Here is a 19929-nt window from a genome sequence, read left to right as displayed (position 1 = left end):
GGTACGGGCGAGAGTCCGCACCTTTTTTTATTGAAAAAATCGACCGAGGGGGTAAATGATGCCAACTAAAGCAGTAATTCGGCAACAAACCATTCAGGCGTTGAACACGATGCCCGCAGCAATTCGGCAACGAGCATCGGCGGATCTCTATCGTCAGCTCTTTGCCTTGCCAGCCTGGCAAAATGCCAAACGTGTGGCCACGACCATCAGTGGTGGCTTTGAATTAGCGACGCAACCCATCATCGACCAAGCCCACGCCGCCGGAAAGACCGTTGCCGTGCCGGCCACCTTACCACATCGCCAGATGGCGTTTCACGTGGTAGATCGGCAGACGACTTTTGCGACCAGTTCGTTTGGCTTGCAGGAACCGGTCAATGGTGCGATTATCGAACCAGCGGCGTTTGACTTAATTGTGGTCCCAGGACTGGTCTTTGCGGATACCGGTGAACGATTGGGCTTTGGCGGCGGCTATTACGACCGCTATTTACCCCAGACGACTGGCTTTAAGGTGGCGTTGGCGCTGCCCGCGCAGCAGACACGCCAGCCCAGTTGGTCGGTTGAACCATTTGATGTCTTATTGGATGCCGTGTTAAAGGCACCCGTCGAATAGAAAGGAAGCCTTGCGGTGACGAATTTTAAATACCGGTTGCGGCGATTGGACCAGACGCCCTTTATGACGGTTGGGTTGATCGTGATCATGGTGCTGGTCTTCTTGGCCATGACGCTAGCCGGTGGCAGTACCAGCGTGAACGTGTTGATCACCTTTGGGGCCAAGCTCAATCCGCTGATTCAACAAGGAGAATGGTGGCGCCTGTTTACGCCAATGTTTTTGCACATTGGGTTCACGCACATCTTGATGAACATGGTGACCCTGTACTTTGTGGGGATGCAAATTGAGGCGGCCTTTGGGCACACTCGGTTTCTGGCCATGTTTTTGGTCGCGGGAATCGGTGGTAACATTGCCTCGTTTTGTTTCTCGGACAGTCTATCCGCCGGTGCCAGCACCGCGATTTTTGGCCTGTTTGGCGCCTTTCTGATGTTAGGGGAATCCTTCTGGCAAAATCCCGTGATTCGTCAATTGGCACGGACCTTTTTGGCCTTTGTCGTCATGAACATCGCCTTTGATTTGTTTACGCCCGGTATCGATTTGGCCGGGCATTTAGGCGGACTGGTGACCGGATTTCTGGTAGCGTATACAGTTGGTGTTCCCAGAATTGGTAAGGTTAGCCCAATTAAAAGAGTGGTAGCAACCATTGTCTTAATTGGTGGATTGGTCTGGTTGTATTTACACGGCATGGCGCAGTAAACCCCGAAAAGTCTCGTGCAATTTCATGGAGGTTGTGGCACAATGAAAACGTTATATGATGTTCAGCAGCTACTTAAAAAGTTTGGTATTTATGTGTATATCGGCAGACGCCTGTTTGACATCGAAGTCATGGCATTAGAATTGGACCACCTCCGTCAAGCCCGAGTGGTGGACGATTCGACGTTTGTCCAGGCCAAGATTGTTTTGACACATGAGCACCGGTTAGAGGAACAACGAGCAAAAAATAATCACCAATCCATTGGAGGTATTTAGCGTTATGGCACGGAATTTAATTGGAATCGATTTAGGTGGGACGACCACGAAAATGGCTTTTCTCTCACTGGCAGGGGATATCTTGACGAAATGGAGCATTCCAACGGATATTACCGACGAAGGTAGCCACATTGTGCCAAATATCATTGACTCAATCAGTCAACACATCACCAATTCCGAATTCAGCAAGGATGACTTCTTGGGGATCGGGATGGGGACGCCCGGCTCTGTCGACATTGAAAACGGCACGGTCATTGGCGCCTTCAACTTGAACTGGAAGAAGCGCCAACAAGTACGCGATCAGATTCAAGCTGGCTTAGGGCTACAATTTATCTTGGACAACGATGCCAACGTGGCTTCCCTCGGTGAATACTGGAAGGGTGCCGGCGAAAAAGACAGCGATGTCGTCTTCGTCACGTTGGGGACCGGTGTCGGTGGCGGTGTGATCGCTGGTGGCCATCTGCTTCACGGAATCAACGGTGGCGCCGGCGAATTAGGCCACGTCACGGTACAACCAAATGGGTACTTATGTACGTGTGGCAAACGCGGTTGCTTGGAACAATACGCTTCCGCGACCGGGGTCGTCCACGTCGCCAACGACATGGCCAAGGACTTCATGGGCACGTCACGGCTGAAGGAAATGGAAGACAATCAAGAAAGTGTGACCTCCAAGATGGTCTTCTACTTGGCCGACAACGGCGATATCCTGGCCAACCAAGTGGTCGATCGGGTGACCTTCTACTTAGGCTTAGCCTTAGCCAACGTGGCCAACATCTTGAACCCGGCCAACATCATCATTGGTGGTGGGGTCTCCAACGCCGGCAACACTTTATTACAACCAACGACGCGGTATTTCCAAGAAAATGCCTTCCCAGCCGTTCGTGACTCAACTAAGTTACGCTTAGCCCAATTAGGGAACGATGCCGGGGTCATTGGTGCCGCTTCATTAGCTTTGCGTTTCCAAAAGAGTAACTAGAACTTGTGGTTTAGGAAGGACGATTTAGTTTGGTAATTGCAGCAATTTCAGGAATGACGGTCTACACCATCATTTTGCTAGTCTTGATTATCGCGTGGGCCGCCTGGCAACTCATCACCGTGGTTCGGCGAAATCAGGTTTCCACTGTCATTGACGAGGAGACCTTCCAAGCAGGCATGCGTAAGGCGCAGGTCATTGACTTGCGTGAAAAGAAAGACTTCGATGCAGGTCACATTTTAGGGGCCCGCAACATTCCGTATTCAACGTTTAGAACTTACCATACCGGTATCCGTTCTGACTTACCGGTCTACCTGTACGATCAAGGTAAGGCACTCAGCACCCGTGCCGCGCTAATGTTGGGTAAGGAAGGGTACAAAGATATTTCTATCCTGAAGACGGGTTACGCCCGTTGGCAGGGAAAGACTAAGAAATCAGAGTAAATTAACGCAAAGAGCGTGGGCCCAAAGGCGGTTAGCCGGCGAGCATTAAGGCTGATAACCGAATAATCCTGGTCTTGGATTGTTTGGTTATCAGGTCTAAGCGGAACCGGCTGCCTTTTGGCGCACGTTTCAGCTACGTAAAAGTAGCGAGAGCCTGGGAGACTTTATCCCGGGCTCTATTTTTTTACGATCGAGCGCCAGTCTCACCAGGTCTCAAGCCGTCCACCCACATTTGGCGAACGGTAGGCGGACAGCGAGCGCAAACAAACAAAAAAGCGGCCAGGGCATTGCGTCCTGGTCGCTACGTATTTGCGTTTAAACTTAACCGTGGTGGGCGGCGTGGCTCTTGCGGTTGGCCCGCTTGCGGTTTTCTTCAAACCGGGCTTCTTGGTCCTCGATTGGTTGAACGACCTTTTTCTTGAAAGAAAAGACAGCACCAGCAACGGCACTAGCAGTAGCAACAACGCCAAATAAGAAACCTTTCGTAAAGTGCTTCATCGTATCCGACTCCCATCATGTAAGATTTTTAGTTATCCGCTTCCATTATGCTTGTTTTCAGCCGAAATTGCTAGCGATTTACCCGATTAAGGGGGATTCTTCTGCGGACGGGTCGTTGTGGTTTTCTCACAAAATTAAGCGGCAAGCCGGCCGTTCTGTGGTACCCTTACTACAGAAGTCTGAACGTGAAAGGAATGGGGATTCGTGTTTAAGAGACAACCCACACAGATTATTGCCCACCGTGGCAGCAAGGGCACGCGCCCGGAGAATACGCTACTGGCGTTTCAAGCGGCGCTGGATGCTGGCGCCGATGGGATTGAGACGGATGTCCAATTTTCTAAGGACCAGCAATTAGTCATCATGCATGACGAAAGGGTCGACCGGACCACCAATGGCACCGGACTGGTCCAGGATCAGACGTTGGCCGAATTAAAGCGCCTCGATGCCGGTAGTCACTTCGGCAGTGAATTTGCCGGGACCAAGATACCGACCCTCGATGAGGTGATTCAGCTGTTGATTCGCGATGAGTTCACGGGTGTCTTTAACCTGGAACTGAAAACCAATAAGATTCATTATGATGGCATCGAACAGGCCCTGGCGGATTACTTTACGCGGCAACCGGTACCGTTTCGACTAGTCTTCTCCAGCTTTCGGGCCCAGTCGATCATCACCTTGCGTAGCCTGTACCCGCAGGCCGAGTATGCCAAATTATTCAAGACGGCCGGTCGCCAGGCGCGGCGCATGCAGCGGCAACACCTGGTCGGCGGTTTGCATCCGGACATTCGCTGGGTCAAGGCCCACCGGTTCTGGCTGCCGCACGTGCAACTGCGGCCGTGGACCGTCAACAGTCCCGCCGACATGGCGTATTGCTTGCGCCACCACTTTGCTGGGCTGATCACGGACTACCCAGCCCGCGCCGTGGCGTTACGGACGAAAATTCAGGGAGGCAACGAAGCATGACAAAAGTTTTAGCAGTCGTCGGTCCGACGGCGGTCGGCAAGACGGCGTTGGCCATTCGGTTGGCCCAGGCGTTTGATGGGGAGATCATTTCCGGGGATTCGATGCAGGTGTATCGCCACCTCGATATTGGTACGGCCAAGGCGACCTCGGCGGAACAGGCTGCCGCGACCCATCATCTGATCGACATTTGTGACGTGGACCAGCAGTTTACGGTCGCGCAATTCGTGACGGCGGCCCAACGACTGATCAGAGAGATCACAGACCGGGGGCATTTGCCTATCATTGCTGGAGGGACGGGCTTTTACCTGCAGGCCCTGTTCGACGGGCTGAAATTAGGGGCCGACGCACCCGGTGACCCGGCCATTCGCGAGCAATTGCGCGCGCAGGCTCAAGCCAATGGCCCCCAGGCCCTCTGGCAACGCCTGCAACAGCTAGACCCCGTGGCGGCGGGGAAGATTCCCCCGACCAATGTCCGACGCACGGTGCGGGCCCTAGAGGTCATCCAGGTCACGGGAAAGCCGTTCTCACGGCAAGACAATGGTGGCCCACAGTATGACGAGCTGTATGTCGCCTTGAACACGGACCGCCAATTGTTGTATCAACGAATCAATCAACGCGTGGACCAAATGATTGAAGCCGGCTTGCTCGATGAGGTCCGCTGGCTGGACCAACAGGGCGGCACCCAGCTACCGGCCGCTACCGGCATCGGTTACCGGGAATTGTTGCCGGTGATCGATCAGCCCGCGGCCTATCCAGCAGCCATTGCGCAGGTCAAGCAAGACTCGCGGCACTATGCCAAACGCCAGCTGACCTGGTTTCGCAATCAGACCACGGCGACCTGGTATGACCTGGTCCAACACCCGGAAACGTACGCCCAGATTCAGTCACAGGTTGCTTCGTGGGCGGGACTTAGTTCTCACAATTAATTAAGGAATAGTTAAGGCTTGACGCCGATGTTAGATTTTCTGACATGAATGCTTGACTACCGCTTTCAGGGTGGTATGATAGCCTCATAGTTGAAGGGGGCCAGTAGTGATGAAGGAAAAAGAATTACGTCGTTCACTAGCAGTTTTGCCGATTGGAACGGTCATGAAGCTCACCAGTCTAACGGCGCGCCAGATTCGCTACTACGAGGCCCAGCAGTTGGTCTTTCCCGAACGTAACGAAGGGAACCGGCGGATGTATTCGTTAAATGACGTCGACCGGCTCTTGGAGATCAAGGATTATCTGGCTGACGGGGTCAACGTGGCGGGCATCAAAGCCATTTACGACCAGCAACAAAAGGCAGCCCAGGCGAAGGCTACGGCGCAACAAAAGCCCTTGACGGATGAGGATGTCCGGCGCATTTTGCAGGATGAATTCATTCGCCAGGGTGGGTTGGGTCACCCGACGCCGGGGATGCAACGACCCCTTTAAGACAGATGTTGGATTCTAAAAAATAGCAGGGAGCGATTTTCATGGCAAAACCGGAATATTCCAAGGATGAGATCCGTCAGATGGCCAAGGACGAAAACGTCAAGTTCTTGCGGCTAATGTTCACCGATTTATTTGGCACCATTAAGAACGTGGAAGTTCCCATCAGTCAACTCGGTAAGTTACTGGATAACAAGTTAATGTTTGATGGGTCTTCTATCGACGGCTTCGTCCGGATCGAAGAAAGTGACATGTACCTGTACCCCGACCTCTCCACGTGGATGATCTTCCCTTGGAGCACGGAACGGGGCAAGATTGCGCGGGTCATTTGTGAGGTCTACACCACCGATGGCAAGCCGTTTGAAGGCGACCCACGGAACAACCTGATTCGGGTCTTGGGCGACATGCGCAAGGCGGGCTTTACGGACTTTAACATTGGACCGGAACCTGAATTCTTCCTGTTCAAGATGGATGAAAATGGCAAACCAACCACGGAACTCAACGACAAGGGGAGCTACTTCGATATGGCTCCCATGGACTTGGGTGAAAATTGCCGGCGCGAAATCGTCTTGACGCTGGAAGAAATGGGCTTTGACGTCGAAGCCGCTCACCATGAAGTGGCGCCTGGCCAACACGAAATCGACTTCAAGTATGCCGACGCCTTGGCTGCGGCCGACAACATTCAAACGTTCAAGCTGGTGGTCAAGACCATCGCCCGCAAGTACGGTCTGTACGCGACGTTCATGCCTAAGCCATTGGCCGGCATCAACGGTTCCGGGATGCATTTGAACATGTCTTTGTTCCACGATCAAGGCAATGCCTTCTTCGATAAGAACGGGGAAATGGAATTGTCCGAAGACGCCTTCCACTTCCTGGGCGGCCTGTTGAAGCACGCTCGTAGCTTTACCGCCATCTGCAACCCAATCGTCAACAGTTACAAGCGGCTGGTTCCGGGTTACGAAGCCCCAGTTTACGTGGCTTGGTCCGGCTCTAACCGCTCACCACTGATTCGGGTACCAAATTCTCGTGGTTTGTCTACGCGGTTGGAATTGCGGAGTGTTGACCCGGCGGCCAACCCATACCTGGCCATTGCGGCGGTCTTGGAAGCCGGCTTGGATGGCTTGCGGAACAAGTTAGCACCGCGAGAGGCCATCGACCGCAATATTTACCGCATGGATGCCGAAGAACGGCAAGAAAACCATATCACCAACTTGCCAGACACGCTGCACAACGCCTTAAAGGACTTGGCAGCCGACGACGTGATGCGCAATGCCATGGGGCCGCATCTGTATCAAAGCTTTATTGAAGCCAAAAACCTGGAATACAATTCCTATCGGACCCAAGTTTCCGAATGGGAACGGGATCAATACCTGGAACTGTACTAAACGCAGGTTAATTAAACATCATGGGAGAGCTCAGGACTGCTGGTCCGGGCTCTCTTTTTGAAACGCCCAAAGCCTTACTGTGAGCGAGGATTGGGAACACGGATCGAGTCATTGGCTTGCCATGGCGGGTGAATGTTCTCTCTGGCTGTTCTGGTGGAATTATCTGTGGGAAGTCCGATTGCTTTTTTGCGGCGCAACTGCCGGTGAACGAGGTCAACGGGGGTGTTGGTGACACGCCACTATCGTAGCCGAGAGTTCGGCAAATATGGGCTCAGCCGTGGGAGTTGCCTTAGCGACTGGGCTTGTCGCTTAGGCAACTGGCGTCTTTGAGACGTGTTCTTCGGCTCAAAGCGAGTTTCAAGACCGTCTCTCAGGCTTGAAACGGTCCGCCCACCGCGTTCCAGTCCCATATTTGGCGAACGGTAAGGCGGCCACCCCAACCAGCATCACCAACGAAACCCCGACCGAAGTCCGGCGATAAGGAAAAATTCCTGCATTTCCCCTAAAACTTCGGGCAAACTGCTTTTTTCTCACAGAATTTTTGGTAACATGAAGATATAACCAAATGTTCACGGCAAGCGCTAGGGAACATCAGAATAATGAGGGATAATCCATGGAAAATCAAGAACAACAAGCTAGTGCCGCCGATACCTTAACACAGGCAATCGCCAACAAGCTCGATTACTTAAGCACCTTACAGGCGGCAGTTCAGCACGGCGATGATCGCCAGGTCTACGAACTGTTGGACCAAGTGCGCTACTACCAAGAAGTTAAAAAGACCCGTTCGACTCGCAGCGTCAATCATCTGGCCGAACTGGTCGACAATATTCACCCAGAAATCAGCCACTATTTAAGTGACAAATTGATTGACTACTTAGGTCACATCTACCCGTTCTTCTATTACGAAGAATATACCACGGGACTGTTCCACATTTACTTTGGGAACTGGTGGGACCGGCGTTTATTCGGCGACTTAGACGTAATCAACGTGCAGTTTAAGTTCGACGAAAAGGAATACCAAAAGCTCAAGGACTCCTTTGCCTTAGAAGCCCACGGTCAACGGTTGAACACCGCCCAGATCGAGTCCATTTCCGGTCAAAGCGAACAGCTCCAACGGCTGGTGGATGCCCAAACTACGCGGGACAACCAAAAGGCGGACTTGCGTGAACAGCTGAAGGAAAACAGTTCCAAGAGCAGCATGCCTTGGGATTCCGGCAAGCTCAAGGACGAACGGCAAAATATCATCGACCAGCTGACCAAGTTGGCGGACGAAGACGAACAAGCCTTGAACGCCCACAAGACCATCAAGGAAAACGATGACAAGATTTTGGTGCTGTCGAAAGAAGACACGATTTTGAATTACGAAAAGCAAAGTATCCGCGATGCCTTTGATGACTTCGAACACTTTGAAGCACACAATGCGAGTCTGTATGCGGATTACTTGAACAGTCTCTTAGGCAAGAGCGAGGGCGAGGTGCTAAACAATGATTAACGAAAATGACCCCTCGACTTTGACGACTAGTGGCCGGTTGCTCAACTACAACGATGCCATCAAGGACGGCCTGGAAACGGGACTGCGGTTCACCAAGCTGATGGATCAGTTGATCAAGACCACGGAACCAGACGAATTGGTCGCGGCGGCAACGGAACTGGCGGACTTTAAGTTGGATTCCGATTACGTGACCTTCCCGCACCAGTACAGCAACGCAGATTACTACCTGTTGTTTATGTCCCGGATGCTGGAATTACACGACCAAGGCAAAAACGTGATCTTACAATCGCGGGACCACCACGAGGAATTGACCCAGCAATTAACACCACTGGGCGACCGGGGGACCTTTAACTTCCGCGTCGAAACGTCCGAAAACGGTGGGGTCTACTACCGCGAACGGGCCACGGGCCAATCCCTGTTTTACCTGAACCTAGAACGTAAAATGTTCCGGTTTAACAGCCACGCTCTGACGCAATTATTTATCATCGACCTCCACGATGCGGTGCCGGCCGAAACGGTCAAAACGTCCGTCCAGATCCTGGTGGACTTTGCCCGGTACTTAAAAGAAGACTACGGCTACTCCGTGGACTTCAACTTACTCGACGCTGCCAACCGGCAAAACTATGCCGTGCGGGCCGCTGATTTACCAGCTGGCGTCGTCGACCGTTTATTCGTAATGGCGGCCAAGGAAGATTACATGTTGACCAACGGTGTGAACGGCAACGGCGCGGAAATTGCGTTGGAGCACGGCGTTGTGGTCGATATTTTCAACAACCAATTGGAAGGGCAACCAGAGTGGGTCTTGACCGTGCACGATGACGACCAGAAGGTATCGTGGTTCGACGTCTTACTCAAGTACCCGTTCATGCGTGACTGGTACTTAGAAAACTTGACGGACCTTGAAATTAAATCTGATCCCCTGATTTTCGGCTAGGAGGGTACACGTGTTAGAGTTAGCAAAGTTAGTTCAACAATCGATCGCCCTAGATGAGCAGATCACCCGGGATCGCGATATTGAAATGTCCCGGCAGTCGCAGATTGAAAATGCCTACGTGGCTTTAGACGTGGAACTCGCTGAGGTGGCCAACACCTCGGAGTGGTTCAAGGTGTGGAAGACGCACCGCGGCAAGGCTGACGACGGGCAAACGCCGGAAGAGACGTTATTGACGGAATATACGGACGCCATGGACTTTTTCTTCTTGGTATCAGCCAAGAAGACCTGGACGCATCTGATCATGTTGACGGAAGAAGACCTGACCACGTTAGCCAACAGCCGACCGGCCAAGGACTTGGACCAACAGTACTTGATCTTAAAGCGGATGCTGTTCAACAGCCATTTCGCCCACCGACAAGAGGACTTCCGCCACGCTTGGCGGTTGTTCCTGAAGTGGGGGTTCGTGGACTTCGGTTTCAGCCAAGACCAGATCCAAGCCGCTTACGAAGCCAAGCGCCAAGTCAACCTGGACCGTCAAGCAAACAATTACTGATTGATCGTTCGGGCCGCCTTACCGTTGCGCGAAAACTAGGCTGCACGACAAGGCCTGCGACGGCCGGGGACGCTTCCATTTCCGGCCGTCTCCGGCAGAGCGTGTCACTCACCAATAGTGGCCAATCAGTGGCTGTTGATGACATGATGAGGCAGATATTGAACGAGATCAGCATTGGTGACTTTGAGACGTGATCTTCGGCTCAAAGCAAGGGGCGAGACCGACTTTTGGCTCGACCCGTCCTCCCCCAGCGTATGTCGCGTAACGGTAAGGCGGCGGTCGAGGACAGTGAAGCCGGGAATCTACAGCATGTTGGTCAAAAACTGGTTGTCAAAGTGGCCGACTAATTTCAACGCGATGAATTGGTGAGACTAAGGGACTGTGTACAAGCTGGCACAGCCCCTTTCTAGCAGGGAAGGAGCGAGACCTATCAGTCAAAAAGACCCACGCGTCGTACGGACCAATGAACGCCTGCGACAGGCGCTGAGCATCCTGTTGCAGCAGCAGTCGTTGAAACAGATTTCCGTGCAGAAGTTGACGCAAAAAGCACAGATTACTCGAGGGACCTTTTACCTTCATTACAAGGATAAATTGGACTTCTTAGAACAGACAGAACAGCAAGTGATCGATGAGTGGTTCGCGACCGCTAAGGCGACCGTCATCACGCCGCAAGGAGAGCCCACCACCGGCTTTGCGTTGGGCCCGGCCCTGCGTTACGTGGATGAGCATCACCAAATTCTGTTGGTCTTGCTCCACCCGCAGTTCACGCAGTTTCAACCGCGGCTTTTGCAGCGGTTTGAACGCGAGTTGACGGCTTACGGTCGGCAATTACCAGCGCCGGCGGGGGATGAACCGCCAGTCGACGTCCAGGCAGCCTTTCTGGCCACGGCCTTTACCGGGCTGGTTCATCACTGGCTAAATGACAATCGGCGTTATCGACCTGAATTTTTGGCCCGAACTTTTTGTCAGCTACTGGCGCCGGAAACCACGCCCCTGGCGGCTTGGTTCGCCCCGGTCGGTGTCGATTCATTTGCCAATGCAGAAAAAGCTTGACACGAAGGGCCCCATCAAGTACAATTTTCATGTTGTATTTGTGGACTTCCACAGCTGCAACCGCTCGGGACGAGTTTTAAGTTTTCCGCTTGCGGAGCACTCGTTTTCGGCGAGTCTAAGTCTAAAAGTATGAAGGAGGTGCACATACATGTACGCAATTATCGTAACTGGCGGCAAGCAGTACAAGGTCGAAGCAGGCCAAGCTGTTTACGTCGAAAAGTTGAACGTTGAAGCTGGTGAAAAGGTTACTTTTGACCAAGTTGTCTTTGTCGGTGGCGACACGCCTAAGATTGGGACGCCAACTGTTGCTGGTGCAACCGTAACTGGGACTGTTGAAAAGCAGGGTCTGGAAAAGAAGGTTGTGACTTTCAAGTACAAGGCCAAGAAGGGCCAACACACGAAGAAGGGTCACCGTCAACCATACACTAAGGTTGTCGTTGATGCTATCAACGCTTAAGCCTAACGAATAAGAGAGGCGATCTCGATGATTCACGCGACAATCCACTATGGTGCGAAGCGAATCAACTCATTTCAAATCACTGGCCACGCTGACTCAGGTGAGTATGGTCAAGACATTGTTTGCGCTGCGGTTTCGGTGCTTGCGATTACGACAGTTAATGGCTTACAACGGGTCGCCAAGATTCCGGTGTCAGTCGACAATCGTGATCAGGCGGGCGGCTTTCTGGAAGTTCACCTGCCACCAAAGCTGGAAGCATCGACCGAACTTAAGGGACAAACACTCCTCCAGAGTTTTGCGGATGGGTTAAGAGATGTCGCCACAAATTACGCGGATTTTGTTGAATTCGCTGAAATCAAAGACTAAATTGCGGAGGTGAAACTTATGCTGATGAACATGAACTTACAATTCTTCTCTCACCATAAAGGTGGTGGGTCCACTGCTAACGGTCGTGACTCTGCTGGTCGTCGTCTTGGGACGAAGGCTGCTGATGGTTCGACGGTTACCACTGGTTCTATCCTTTACCGCCAACGTGGGACGCACATCTACCCAGGCTTGAACGTAGGCCGCGGTGGTGACGATACGTTGTTTGCTAAGGCTGCTGGCGTCGTTAAATTCGAGCGTCTGGGCCGTGACAAGCGCCAAGTATCCGTATACCCAGTTGCAGAAGAAGCAGCTAAATAACACGAGGTTTTCCTCGTAACGACTGAAGAGCTTGAGGCGAGACCAATTCGCTTTGAGTTCTTCTTTTTTCTTCCAATCTTCAAGGAGGCTGAGGTTAAATGACGACTAGAATCGAACGCCTGCAGGCCAAGTTTGCAGGACTGAGTATTGATAGTTTTTTGGTGTCTTCCCCTAGTAATCAACGTTATCTGGTGGGGACCAGTGTCGAATCCGGTGACGGGTATCTGTTGGTGACGCAAAATGACGCCGTGTTCATTACGGACGCGCGTTATGAGGCCGAGTTGGCCAGTACGATGCCAGCGGTACCGAAAACCATCACCCGCGACTACTTACAAGCCGTAGATGATGCCTTAGAGGCCGCTGGGGCCACGGTACTGGGAATTGAAGATAGTTTAACCTTAGCCGAGTTTGAGTGGCTAGATGAGCATTTGATGACGGACATCGTCCCACTGAAAAATGTGATCGACGAGTTGCGTCAAGTCAAAGAACCCGCCGAGGTGGCCGCGATTCGCCGGGCGACGGCATTGACCAGTGAGGGCGTCTTGGCCTTGTTGGAAGTGCTGCACGCGGGCATGACCGAACGGCAGGCGGCTCAGTGGCTAGAACGGTGGATGCAAGACCACGGCGCCACTGGTCCCAGCTTTGGGACCATCGTGGCCAGTGGCGTGCGGTCCGCTTGGCCCCATGGGCAGGCTAGTGACAAGGTCTTAGCAACCGGCGAATTGGTCACCATTGACTGTGGCTTTTACGTGGACGGCTACACCTCGGATCTGACCCGGACCGTGGCCTTGGGCGATCCCGGCGCCGAACTAACGGCGGCCTATCGCGCCGTGCAAACGGCTCAAGAAAAGATCATGGCGGCGGTTCGTCCCGGCGCGACTGGCGATGAGCTGGACGTGATTGGCCGGCAATACTTAACTGATCAGGGCTACGGTCCCGCCTTCATCCACGGTACTGGCCACGGGATTGGTTTGGATATCCATGAAGGCCCCAACATTGGCCGCGGGTGGCCGGACGTTTTGGCCCCCAATGAGGTCATCACTGTTGAACCCGGGGTCTACTTCACGGGCAAGGGGGGCATTCGGATTGAAGATGATCTGTTGGTCACCCGGACCGGTCATGAAATCCTGACGACCGTGCCGCGAAATTTAATTATTCTGTAAGTGGCACGCCAATCTTGCTTTTTATGGGTAAGAATTGATATTATAAAGAGGACATATTTTAGGAGGCTAACACATTATGGCAATTTCTACTGCTGATTTTAAAAATGGTTTAACAATTGAAGTCGATCACGCAATCTGGCGCATCATTGAATTCCAACACGTTAAGCCTGGTAAGGGTGGCGCTTTCGTTCGTTCAAAGCTGAAGAACTTACGGACGGGTGCCGTTCAAGAAAAGACTTTCCGTGCCGGTGCTAAGATGGAACAAGCGGATATCCAAACGCGTTCCATGCAATACCTGTACGAAGACGGCGACAACCGGGTCTTCATGGACACCGACAACTTCGAACAAATTGAAGTGCCTGGCGAACAGATCAAGGACCAACTGCCTTACTTACAAGAAAACATGAACGTTGACTTGGTTCAATACGGTTCCGAAGTGCTGGGAATCGAAGTACCAAACACGGTAGTCTTGGAAGTCGTTGCGACGGAACCTGGCATCAAGGGGAACACCGCTTCTGGTGGTTCCAAGCCAGCTACCATGAACACGGGCTTGGTTGTTCAAGTGCCATTCTTCGTTAACGAAGGCGACAAGCTCTCCATCAACTCAACCGATGGGACTTACATTTCTCGCGCCTAGGTTTTACGATCCATTGAATCAGTAAGGGAGGGTCAACGAATGGCAGAAGATACTAATATTATTTTAGAATCCAAGGAACCTGCTTTGGGCAAAATCGAAGTGGCACCGCAAGTCCTCGAAATCATCGTCGGCATTGCGGCTAGCCAAACCGAAGGCGTCGCTCGGATGCGGGGTTCTTTAGCGAATAGCGTCACCGAACTGTTGGGTCGTAAGGAACAACACGGTAAGGGCGTGAAGCTGGTCTTTGACGGCGACGAATTAGCAGTTGACGTTTACGTTTACTTGAACTACGGGGTAGCGGTTCCGAAGGTTGCCTTGGCCATTCAAGATAACGTGAAGCAACAATTGTTGTTCATGACGGACCTGAAGTTGCGTGAAGTTAACGTACACGTTGAGGGCGTTATTCCCGAAAAGACGGCGCAACAGGTCGACCCTGATAACCTGTTTGACCAGAGCGATGAAGGAGACAGTGACCAAAAGTGACACTTACACGACATCAAATTCGGGAACGTGCATTTCAAATGCTCTTTGCATTGAACGCCAATCCTGATGCCGATCACGATGCGTTGTATCAACGTGTTTTGACGGATGACCCCGACCAAACCGTTCCGGTGCCTGAATACCTCCAGACGCTGGTTACTGGCGTTTTGGCACACCAAGCTGACTTGGATGCGAAAATCGACCAGTACCTGAGCACTGGCTGGCAACTCAAGCGGATCGCCAAGACTGACTTGGTGATCATGCGGATCGCTTTTTATGAAATTGACTACGTGGAAGACGTGCCGAATAGAGTCGCCGTCAACGAAGCCTTGGAATTGGCCAAGAACTTCAGCGATGACCGGTCTCGTCGGTTCATCAACGGGGTGCTCGCGCACACGTTGGACGAACCTTTGGATTCACAATCCTAGTCACAAATCGACTGACTGCTAGTATTTAGCGGTCAGTCTTTTTTGGTTATGCAAGTCAGATGTCGCCGCCAGCCCGGGGTGCGGGCGAATCCAGAGTGAACCTGAAGCTTGAAAGCCGGCAATCAGCTGGAACTACTGTTAGCATGCGATTCATGACGTCAAAAATAGTCGTTTACAGTCACATGATACGAACTGGCCGCCTACCGTTCGCCAAATATGGGTTGGAACGCTGGGGCGGGCCAAGCCAGAGGGCGGTCTCGACACCTCGCTTTGAGCCAAAGACCACGTCTCAAAGTGGCCTCATGGCCGAAACGTGCGCCAACAGGCAACTGGTTCCGCTTAACACTGCTAGACAAATAATCCAGAACCGGGATTATCCGCCTAACACCGTTAATGCTCGCCAGTTAACCGCCTGTCGTCACACTCTTTTTCCTTCACCAGACCCTATCGACTGACAAAAGGTTAACGCATTTAACGGGTAGCTTCCGGGTCATTTTGCGCTACGATGCAGTCCCGTTTTCAGGGCAACTATGCTAAAATGGAAGATAACTTGAAATTTACGGGAGGAAGTACTTCATGACGACCATTATTGACGGTAAGCAACTGGCCAAGGACCTCAACGCCCAAACTAAGGACCGGGTGGCAAGTTTAGCCCAGCGCGGCATCGTGCCCGGTTTAGCAGTGATTATTGTGGGTGACGATCCCGCCAGCGCCATTTACGTGCGTAACAAGCACAAGAAGGCCGGCCAACTGGGCATCAACTCAGTGGTGCGGCAACTTCCCGCAACGATTTCGCAAGCGGACCTGTTACAAGTCGTGACCGAATATAATCAGGACCCAGCCATTCATGGCATCCTGGTCCAATCACCCTTACCCGCGGGCTTGGATGAACAAGCAGTGGTCGCCCACATCGACCCGGCCAAGGACGTGGATGGCTTCCATCCATTAAACGTCGGTCGGCTCTTTGCCAACTTACCGGGCCATCACCCCGTTTCGTGCACGCCGCGGGGGATTATGACCATGTTGGACTCGCTGCACACCCATTTACGGGGCAAGCACGCGGTCGTCGTCGGCCGTAGTATGATCGTGGGCCGGCCCATGGCCTCAATGCTGCTAAACGCCGACATGACGGTCAGTGTGGCGCACGTGTACACCAAGGACCTGAGCGCGTTGACCCAACAGGCCGACGTGTTGGTTGTGGCGACCGGCGTTACGCATTTGATCAAGGAGACGGACGTCAAACCCGGAGCTATCGTCATCGACGTGGGGATGGACCGTGATGAGAACGGCAAGTTGACCGGTGACGTGGACTTCGATGGCGTCGTGAAACGGGCGGGGGCCATCACGCCAGTTCCCGGAGGTGTTGGGCCCATGACGATTGCGACGCTAATGCAACAGACGGTTGACCTTTGTGAGTGGAGTGAGGAACGTGGCACAAACTGATTATTTAACGGTTACGGCGCTGACCCAGTATTTAAAGCGCAAATTCGACGTGGACCCGTATTTGGGCAAGGTCTACCTGACGGGGGAAATCTCCAACTTTCGCCTGCGGCCGCACGCCCATCAATACTTTAGCTTGAAAGACGACCACGCCAAGATCAGCGCGATTATGTTTAAGTCGGCTTTTGAGAAGCTGAAATTCACGCCGGAGACCGGGATGAAGGTTCTGGTGACCGGCCGCATCTCGTTGTACGAACCGACCGGGAATTATCAGATCTACGTGGAACGGATGGAACCGGACGGCGTGGGTCAGTTATATCAAGCCTATGAACAGTTGAAACAAAAATTGGCCGATGAAGGCCTCTTTACGGCGCCCAAACGGCCGTTACCGCGCTTTCCCAAGCGCATTGCGGTCGTCACCAGTCCCAGTGGGGCCGTCATTCGGGATATCATCACGACCACGCGGCGGCGTTATCCGATTGCCCAGATCGTGTTGTATCCGGCAGTGGTCCAGGGAGATGCGGCGGCTCCCGATATCGTGCGTCAAATCCAACGGGCCAACGCCAATGGCTCGTTTGACACACTGATCATTGGCCGGGGTGGTGGGTCGATCGAAGACCTCTGGCCCTTTAACGAAGAAAGCGTGGCCCGGGCCATTGCTGCCAGTCGGTTACCGATCATTTCCTCGGTCGGCCACGAAACGGATACCACGATTGCCGATCTAGTGGCCGATGTACGGGCCGCAACGCCGACCGCGGCGGCCGAACTGGCCGTGCCGGTCTTGAGCGAGGAACTATTGAAGCTGAGCCAGCAACGCACGCGGCTCTTTAATGCGATGAACAACCGCATTACGTTCCAACAAGAACGTTTGAATAAATTGATGACGGCCTACGTGTTCCGTCAACCGCAACGCCTGTACGAAACCTACGTGCAGCGGCTTGACCGGGCCCAACAGGCCTTGGGACAAAGCATGCAGACGCAATTACGCCAACGCGAGCAACGCTTTCAGTTGGCGCGACAGGGCTTGCGGAGCCAATCGCCGTTGGAGCGGGTCCACCGTGACCAATTGACCGTGAGCCAAACGACGGCGCGGCTGAACACCGAAGCCAAGCGCTATTTGACGACGACCCAAGAACACGTGGCCCAATTGATCAATGGACTGGATTATTTGAGTCCCCTGAAGATCATGGGCAGAGGGTACAGTTACGTGACGCAAAACGACCACGTGGTTAAGAGTGTCGTGGACCTTAAGCCCACTACCGCCACGATTCATTTGAGCGACGGCACGGCAGAAGCAGAGATCAAGACAATCACACCAGCAACGGAGGCTAACCATGAGTGATGAAAAACAACCAACTTTTGAAGAGAATTTGACCACCTTAGAGACCATTGTGTCGCAGTTGGAACAAGGCGACATTCCTTTGGAACAAGCCCTGGACCAATTTCAAAAAGGGGTGGCGTTGAGCAAGAGCCTACAAGCGACCTTGCAAGATGCCGAAAAGACGTTGACGACCATGATGAACGATTCAGACCAAGAAGTCGCCTTTGAAACGCCACAAGGGGGCAATGGGGATGCCGATTGATTCACGGCTCCAAACCTTTGAAACAACCTGGGTGCCGCGGCTAAACGCGCCCCTGGCAGACGCGATTGCGACCGATAGTGGCGATGCGCGGTTGGCCGAAGCCATGAGCTACTCCGTCTTGGCGGGGGGTAAACGGTTGCGGCCACTGTTAACGGTAGCGACGATGCAAACGCTGGGCGCGCCGTTTGACGACCAGCGCGACTGGCGGCCGGTCATGGCACTAGAATTGTTGCACACCTATTCGTTGATCCATGACGACCTACCGGCGATGGATAACGATGCCTTGCGGCGGGGTGAACCCACCAACCACATGAAGTTTGGGGCGGGGATGGCCACGTTGGCCGGTGACGGGCTGTTAACGCTGGCCTTTCAATGGCTAACGGCAACCGACCTGCCGGCGACCACGCAGGCAGCGCTGGTTCAGGCCTTGGCCGTCGCCGCGGGTCCTCACGGCATGGTGGCCGGTCAGGCCAAGGATGTCCAAAACGAACACGTGGACCTGCCGATGGCCCAATTGCGGGTCTTGCACCGCGAAAAGACAGGTGCTCTGCTGCACTACGCGGTCCAGGCCGGGTTGATCTTGGCGGGAGCACCGCAAACGCAGTGGGCACCGTACCTCCAATTTGCGGATGCCTTTGGGCTGGCCTTTCAGATCTACGATGACATCTTGGATGTCGTGAGCACGCCGGCCGAATTGGGCAAGGCGACCCAAAAGGATGCGGGCGAGGCCAAGAACACCTATCCGGGCAAGCTGGGGCTGGTCGGGGCCAATCAGGCCTTGATCCAGACGATTGCTCAGGGACAGGCCGCCCTGCAAGCGGTACCGGCATCAGTGGATACCGAGCTGTTAGCCGCGTTCTTTAGTTATTTTGATACGAAACGGGTGAAATAGATGAAGAAAAAACGGGTCGCTGACCTCTTAGTCGAACAGGGCTTGTACACGTCGTTAGATGATGCTAAACGCGCCGTGATGGCGGGTGAGATTTTGGGAACGAATGAAGAGCGGTTGGACAAGCCGGGTTCTTTGATTCCCGTGGATACGGAACTGCATTTGAAGGGCCATCCCTTGCCCTACGTTTCGCGAGGCGGATTCAAGTTGGCCAAGGCGTTAAAGGCCTTTGACATCGACGTCACCGATCGGGTGGTCCTCGACATCGGCTCGTCGACCGGGGGCTTCACCGACGTGATGTTACAAAATGGTGCCAAGCTCAGTTACGCGTTGGATGTCGGCAGTAACCAGTTGGTCTGGAAGTTGCGTCAAGATCCACGGGTCATCGTCATGGAGCACACCAATTTCCGGTACAGTAAGTTAGCTGACTTCACCAAGGGCCAGCCCACCTTTGCTTCCATTGATGTCTCCTTTATTTCACTGAAAATGATCTTGCCGCCCTTGAAGGCTATTTTGGCGTTGAATGGCGACGTGGTGGCGCTGATCAAGCCGCAATTTGAGGCCGACCGCGAAGACGTGGGCAGTCACGGCATTGTCCGTGACCGTGATGTGCATACGCAAGTGGTCCAGATGATTATCGACTTTGCCGTGGCCACGGGGTATAGCGTTTTAGGCCTGGATTTCTCGCCGATTCGCGGGGGTGAAGGGAATATTGAGTTCCTCGTGCATTTACGCTCAGTTGATAAACATGCAGTTTGTGCAAGTTCGGTCTCGGTGGCAGACACCATTGACGCTGCCTACAAAGGCTTAAAACAATAGATTATGAGAAATTTATGAGAATTTACTTTCCAAATACTTAGGTCTGGTATATGATAAGATTATGCA

26 protein-coding genes and 1 other annotated feature are annotated in these 19929 nt (G+C 53.1%); of the genes, 25 read left to right on the top strand and 1 reads right to left on the bottom strand.

The window, feature by feature from the left end; genetic code table 11:
• Positions 1-58 precede the first annotated feature (58 nt).
• Genes EGT51_RS06585 through EGT51_RS06565 form a run of 5 tightly spaced genes read left to right on the top strand, consistent with a single transcriptional unit; the run spans position 59 to position 2995 of the window.
• Positions 59-610, top strand: a complete 552-nt coding sequence (locus EGT51_RS06585; RefSeq protein ID WP_135367961.1) for a 5-formyltetrahydrofolate cyclo-ligase — start codon at positions 59-61, stop codon at positions 608-610.
• Between the two features lie 15 nt (positions 611-625).
• The gene (locus EGT51_RS06580; RefSeq protein WP_135367960.1) at positions 626-1306 is read left to right on the top strand and encodes a rhomboid family intramembrane serine protease; all 681 of its coding nucleotides are present in this window, start codon (positions 626-628) and stop codon (positions 1304-1306) included.
• A 42-nt stretch (positions 1307-1348) separates the two neighbouring features.
• Positions 1349-1579, top strand: coding sequence for a YqgQ family protein (locus tag EGT51_RS06575; protein ID WP_135367959.1), 231 nt, complete (start codon positions 1349-1351; stop codon positions 1577-1579).
• Positions 1580-1583: 4 nt separating this feature from the next.
• Positions 1584-2555: an ROK family glucokinase gene (locus tag EGT51_RS06570; RefSeq protein WP_135367958.1), complete on the top strand. Its 972-nt coding sequence runs from the start codon at positions 1584-1586 to the stop codon at positions 2553-2555.
• Positions 2556-2584: 29 nt separating this feature from the next.
• Positions 2585-2995: a rhodanese-like domain-containing protein gene (locus tag EGT51_RS06565; protein WP_135367957.1), complete on the top strand. Its 411-nt coding sequence runs from the start codon at positions 2585-2587 to the stop codon at positions 2993-2995.
• 321 nt (positions 2996-3316) lie between these two features.
• On the opposite strand, the gene EGT51_RS06560 is transcribed toward EGT51_RS06565, so the two are convergent.
• Positions 3317-3493 carry a DUF3042 family protein gene (locus EGT51_RS06560; RefSeq protein WP_125575207.1) on the bottom strand — a complete coding sequence of 59 codons (177 nt, stop codon included), beginning with the start codon at positions 3491-3493 and terminating at the stop codon, positions 3317-3319.
• Positions 3494-3697: 204 nt separating this feature from the next.
• On the opposite strand from EGT51_RS06560, the gene EGT51_RS06555 reads away from it, so the two are divergent.
• From EGT51_RS06555 to EGT51_RS06460, 20 genes are all read left to right on the top strand, one after another.
• Positions 3698-4453 (top strand): glycerophosphodiester phosphodiesterase, encoded by a 756-nt coding sequence (locus tag EGT51_RS06555; protein WP_135367956.1) that lies wholly within the window; start codon positions 3698-3700, stop codon positions 4451-4453.
• Positions 4450-5379, top strand: coding sequence for a tRNA (adenosine(37)-N6)-dimethylallyltransferase MiaA (gene miaA, locus EGT51_RS06550; RefSeq protein WP_135367955.1), 930 nt, complete (start codon positions 4450-4452; stop codon positions 5377-5379). Before EGT51_RS06555 ends, miaA begins: the two co-directional genes overlap by 4 nt.
• 109 nt (positions 5380-5488) lie before the next feature.
• Positions 5489-5869 (top strand): MerR family transcriptional regulator, encoded by a 381-nt coding sequence (locus EGT51_RS06545; RefSeq protein WP_135367954.1) that lies wholly within the window; start codon positions 5489-5491, stop codon positions 5867-5869.
• Positions 5870-5910: 41 nt separating this feature from the next.
• On the top strand, positions 5911-7251 hold the full coding sequence (gene glnA, locus EGT51_RS06540) for a type I glutamate--ammonia ligase (protein ID WP_135367953.1): 1341 nt from the start codon (positions 5911-5913) through the stop codon (positions 7249-7251).
• Between the two features lie 613 nt (positions 7252-7864).
• Positions 7865-8743: an exonuclease SbcC gene (locus tag EGT51_RS06535; RefSeq protein WP_135367952.1), complete on the top strand. Its 879-nt coding sequence runs from the start codon at positions 7865-7867 to the stop codon at positions 8741-8743.
• Positions 8736-9677 (top strand): hypothetical protein, encoded by a 942-nt coding sequence (locus EGT51_RS06530; protein ID WP_135367951.1) that lies wholly within the window; start codon positions 8736-8738, stop codon positions 9675-9677. The genes EGT51_RS06535 and EGT51_RS06530 overlap by 8 nt, the downstream gene beginning before the upstream one ends.
• A 10-nt stretch (positions 9678-9687) precedes the next feature.
• A complete protein-coding gene (locus tag EGT51_RS06525) occupies positions 9688-10230 on the top strand; it encodes a dUTPase (RefSeq protein ID WP_135367950.1) in 543 nt (180 codons plus the stop codon).
• A 381-nt stretch (positions 10231-10611) separates the two neighbouring features.
• Positions 10612-11283, top strand: a complete 672-nt coding sequence (locus EGT51_RS06520; RefSeq protein WP_225428693.1) for a TetR/AcrR family transcriptional regulator — start codon at positions 10612-10614, stop codon at positions 11281-11283.
• 48 nt (positions 11284-11331) lie between these two features.
• Positions 11332-11410 (top strand) — a sequence feature (ribosomal protein L21 leader region).
• A 21-nt stretch (positions 11411-11431) separates the two neighbouring features.
• The gene (rplU, locus tag EGT51_RS06515; protein WP_011667708.1) at positions 11432-11740 is read left to right on the top strand and encodes a 50S ribosomal protein L21; all 309 of its coding nucleotides are present in this window, start codon (positions 11432-11434) and stop codon (positions 11738-11740) included.
• A gap of 27 nt (positions 11741-11767) precedes the next feature.
• Positions 11768-12106, top strand: a complete 339-nt coding sequence (locus EGT51_RS06510; protein WP_135367949.1) for a ribosomal-processing cysteine protease Prp — start codon at positions 11768-11770, stop codon at positions 12104-12106.
• A 24-nt stretch (positions 12107-12130) separates the two neighbouring features.
• The gene (gene rpmA, locus EGT51_RS06505) at positions 12131-12424 is read left to right on the top strand and encodes a 50S ribosomal protein L27 (RefSeq protein ID WP_125575279.1); all 294 of its coding nucleotides are present in this window, start codon (positions 12131-12133) and stop codon (positions 12422-12424) included.
• Positions 12425-12522: 98 nt separating this feature from the next.
• Positions 12523-13587 carry a M24 family metallopeptidase gene (locus EGT51_RS06500; protein ID WP_135367948.1) on the top strand — a complete coding sequence of 355 codons (1065 nt, stop codon included), beginning with the start codon at positions 12523-12525 and terminating at the stop codon, positions 13585-13587.
• 76 nt (positions 13588-13663) lie between these two features.
• A complete protein-coding gene (gene efp, locus EGT51_RS06495) occupies positions 13664-14224 on the top strand; it encodes an elongation factor P (protein WP_125575197.1) in 561 nt (186 codons plus the stop codon).
• A 39-nt stretch (positions 14225-14263) separates the two neighbouring features.
• Positions 14264-14707, top strand: a complete 444-nt coding sequence (locus tag EGT51_RS06490; protein ID WP_125575196.1) for an Asp23/Gls24 family envelope stress response protein — start codon at positions 14264-14266, stop codon at positions 14705-14707.
• Positions 14704-15132 carry a transcription antitermination factor NusB gene (gene nusB / locus EGT51_RS06485; protein WP_135367947.1) on the top strand — a complete coding sequence of 143 codons (429 nt, stop codon included), beginning with the start codon at positions 14704-14706 and terminating at the stop codon, positions 15130-15132. The genes EGT51_RS06490 and nusB overlap by 4 nt, the downstream gene beginning before the upstream one ends.
• Before the next feature lie 576 nt (positions 15133-15708).
• The gene (locus EGT51_RS06480) at positions 15709-16575 is read left to right on the top strand and encodes a bifunctional 5,10-methylenetetrahydrofolate dehydrogenase/5,10-methenyltetrahydrofolate cyclohydrolase (RefSeq protein ID WP_135367946.1); all 867 of its coding nucleotides are present in this window, start codon (positions 15709-15711) and stop codon (positions 16573-16575) included.
• Positions 16562-17914 carry an exodeoxyribonuclease VII large subunit gene (xseA, locus tag EGT51_RS06475; protein WP_135367945.1) on the top strand — a complete coding sequence of 451 codons (1353 nt, stop codon included), beginning with the start codon at positions 16562-16564 and terminating at the stop codon, positions 17912-17914. The genes EGT51_RS06480 and xseA overlap by 14 nt, the downstream gene beginning before the upstream one ends.
• Positions 17907-18155, top strand: coding sequence for an exodeoxyribonuclease VII small subunit (locus EGT51_RS06470; RefSeq protein WP_135367944.1), 249 nt, complete (start codon positions 17907-17909; stop codon positions 18153-18155). Before xseA ends, EGT51_RS06470 begins: the two co-directional genes overlap by 8 nt.
• On the top strand, positions 18145-19047 hold the full coding sequence (locus tag EGT51_RS06465) for a polyprenyl synthetase family protein (RefSeq protein ID WP_135367943.1): 903 nt from the start codon (positions 18145-18147) through the stop codon (positions 19045-19047). Before EGT51_RS06470 ends, EGT51_RS06465 begins: the two co-directional genes overlap by 11 nt.
• Positions 19048-19863: a TlyA family RNA methyltransferase gene (locus EGT51_RS06460; RefSeq protein WP_135367942.1), complete on the top strand. Its 816-nt coding sequence runs from the start codon at positions 19048-19050 to the stop codon at positions 19861-19863.
• Positions 19864-19929: the final 66 nt, after the last annotated feature.

The sequence above is a fragment of the Levilactobacillus suantsaiihabitans genome (assembly GCF_004745505.1).
GTDB lineage: Bacteria > Bacillota > Bacilli > Lactobacillales > Lactobacillaceae > Levilactobacillus > Levilactobacillus suantsaiihabitans.
Note: the sequence above shows the minus strand (reverse complement) of the source record. Positions and strands in the feature narration are given on the sequence as shown.

Excerpts from the sequence above, each read along its gene's own strand:
- EGT51_RS06575 (WP_135367959.1), top strand. The coding sequence starts at position 1,349 with ATGAAAACGTTATATGATGTTCAGCAGCTACTTAAAAAGTTTGGTATT.
- EGT51_RS06545 (WP_135367954.1), top strand. The coding sequence starts at position 5,489 with ATGAAGGAAAAAGAATTACGTCGTTCACTAGCAGTTTTGCCGATTGGA.
- EGT51_RS06500 (WP_135367948.1), top strand. The coding sequence starts at position 12,523 with ATGACGACTAGAATCGAACGCCTGCAGGCCAAGTTTGCAGGACTGAGT.
- EGT51_RS06470 (WP_135367944.1), top strand. The coding sequence starts at position 17,907 with ATGAGTGATGAAAAACAACCAACTTTTGAAGAGAATTTGACCACCTTA.
- miaA (WP_135367955.1), top strand. The coding sequence starts at position 4,450 with ATGACAAAAGTTTTAGCAGTCGTCGGTCCGACGGCGGTCGGCAAGACG.
- efp (WP_125575197.1), top strand. The coding sequence starts at position 13,664 with ATGGCAATTTCTACTGCTGATTTTAAAAATGGTTTAACAATTGAAGTC.
- rplU (WP_011667708.1), top strand. The coding sequence starts at position 11,432 with ATGTACGCAATTATCGTAACTGGCGGCAAGCAGTACAAGGTCGAAGCA.
- EGT51_RS06465 (WP_135367943.1), top strand. The coding sequence starts at position 18,145 with ATGCCGATTGATTCACGGCTCCAAACCTTTGAAACAACCTGGGTGCCG.
- EGT51_RS06510 (WP_135367949.1), top strand. The coding sequence starts at position 11,768 with ATGATTCACGCGACAATCCACTATGGTGCGAAGCGAATCAACTCATTT.
- EGT51_RS06560 (WP_125575207.1), bottom strand. The coding sequence starts at position 3,493 with ATGAAGCACTTTACGAAAGGTTTCTTATTTGGCGTTGTTGCTACTGCT.
- EGT51_RS06480 (WP_135367946.1), top strand. The coding sequence starts at position 15,709 with ATGACGACCATTATTGACGGTAAGCAACTGGCCAAGGACCTCAACGCC.
- rpmA (WP_125575279.1), top strand. The coding sequence starts at position 12,131 with ATGAACATGAACTTACAATTCTTCTCTCACCATAAAGGTGGTGGGTCC.
- EGT51_RS06530 (WP_135367951.1), top strand. The coding sequence starts at position 8,736 with ATGATTAACGAAAATGACCCCTCGACTTTGACGACTAGTGGCCGGTTG.
- EGT51_RS06570 (WP_135367958.1), top strand. The coding sequence starts at position 1,584 with ATGGCACGGAATTTAATTGGAATCGATTTAGGTGGGACGACCACGAAA.
- EGT51_RS06460 (WP_135367942.1), top strand. The coding sequence starts at position 19,048 with ATGAAGAAAAAACGGGTCGCTGACCTCTTAGTCGAACAGGGCTTGTAC.
- EGT51_RS06535 (WP_135367952.1), top strand. The coding sequence starts at position 7,865 with ATGGAAAATCAAGAACAACAAGCTAGTGCCGCCGATACCTTAACACAG.
- EGT51_RS06490 (WP_125575196.1), top strand. The coding sequence starts at position 14,264 with ATGGCAGAAGATACTAATATTATTTTAGAATCCAAGGAACCTGCTTTG.
- EGT51_RS06585 (WP_135367961.1), top strand. The coding sequence starts at position 59 with ATGCCAACTAAAGCAGTAATTCGGCAACAAACCATTCAGGCGTTGAAC.
- glnA (WP_135367953.1), top strand. The coding sequence starts at position 5,911 with ATGGCAAAACCGGAATATTCCAAGGATGAGATCCGTCAGATGGCCAAG.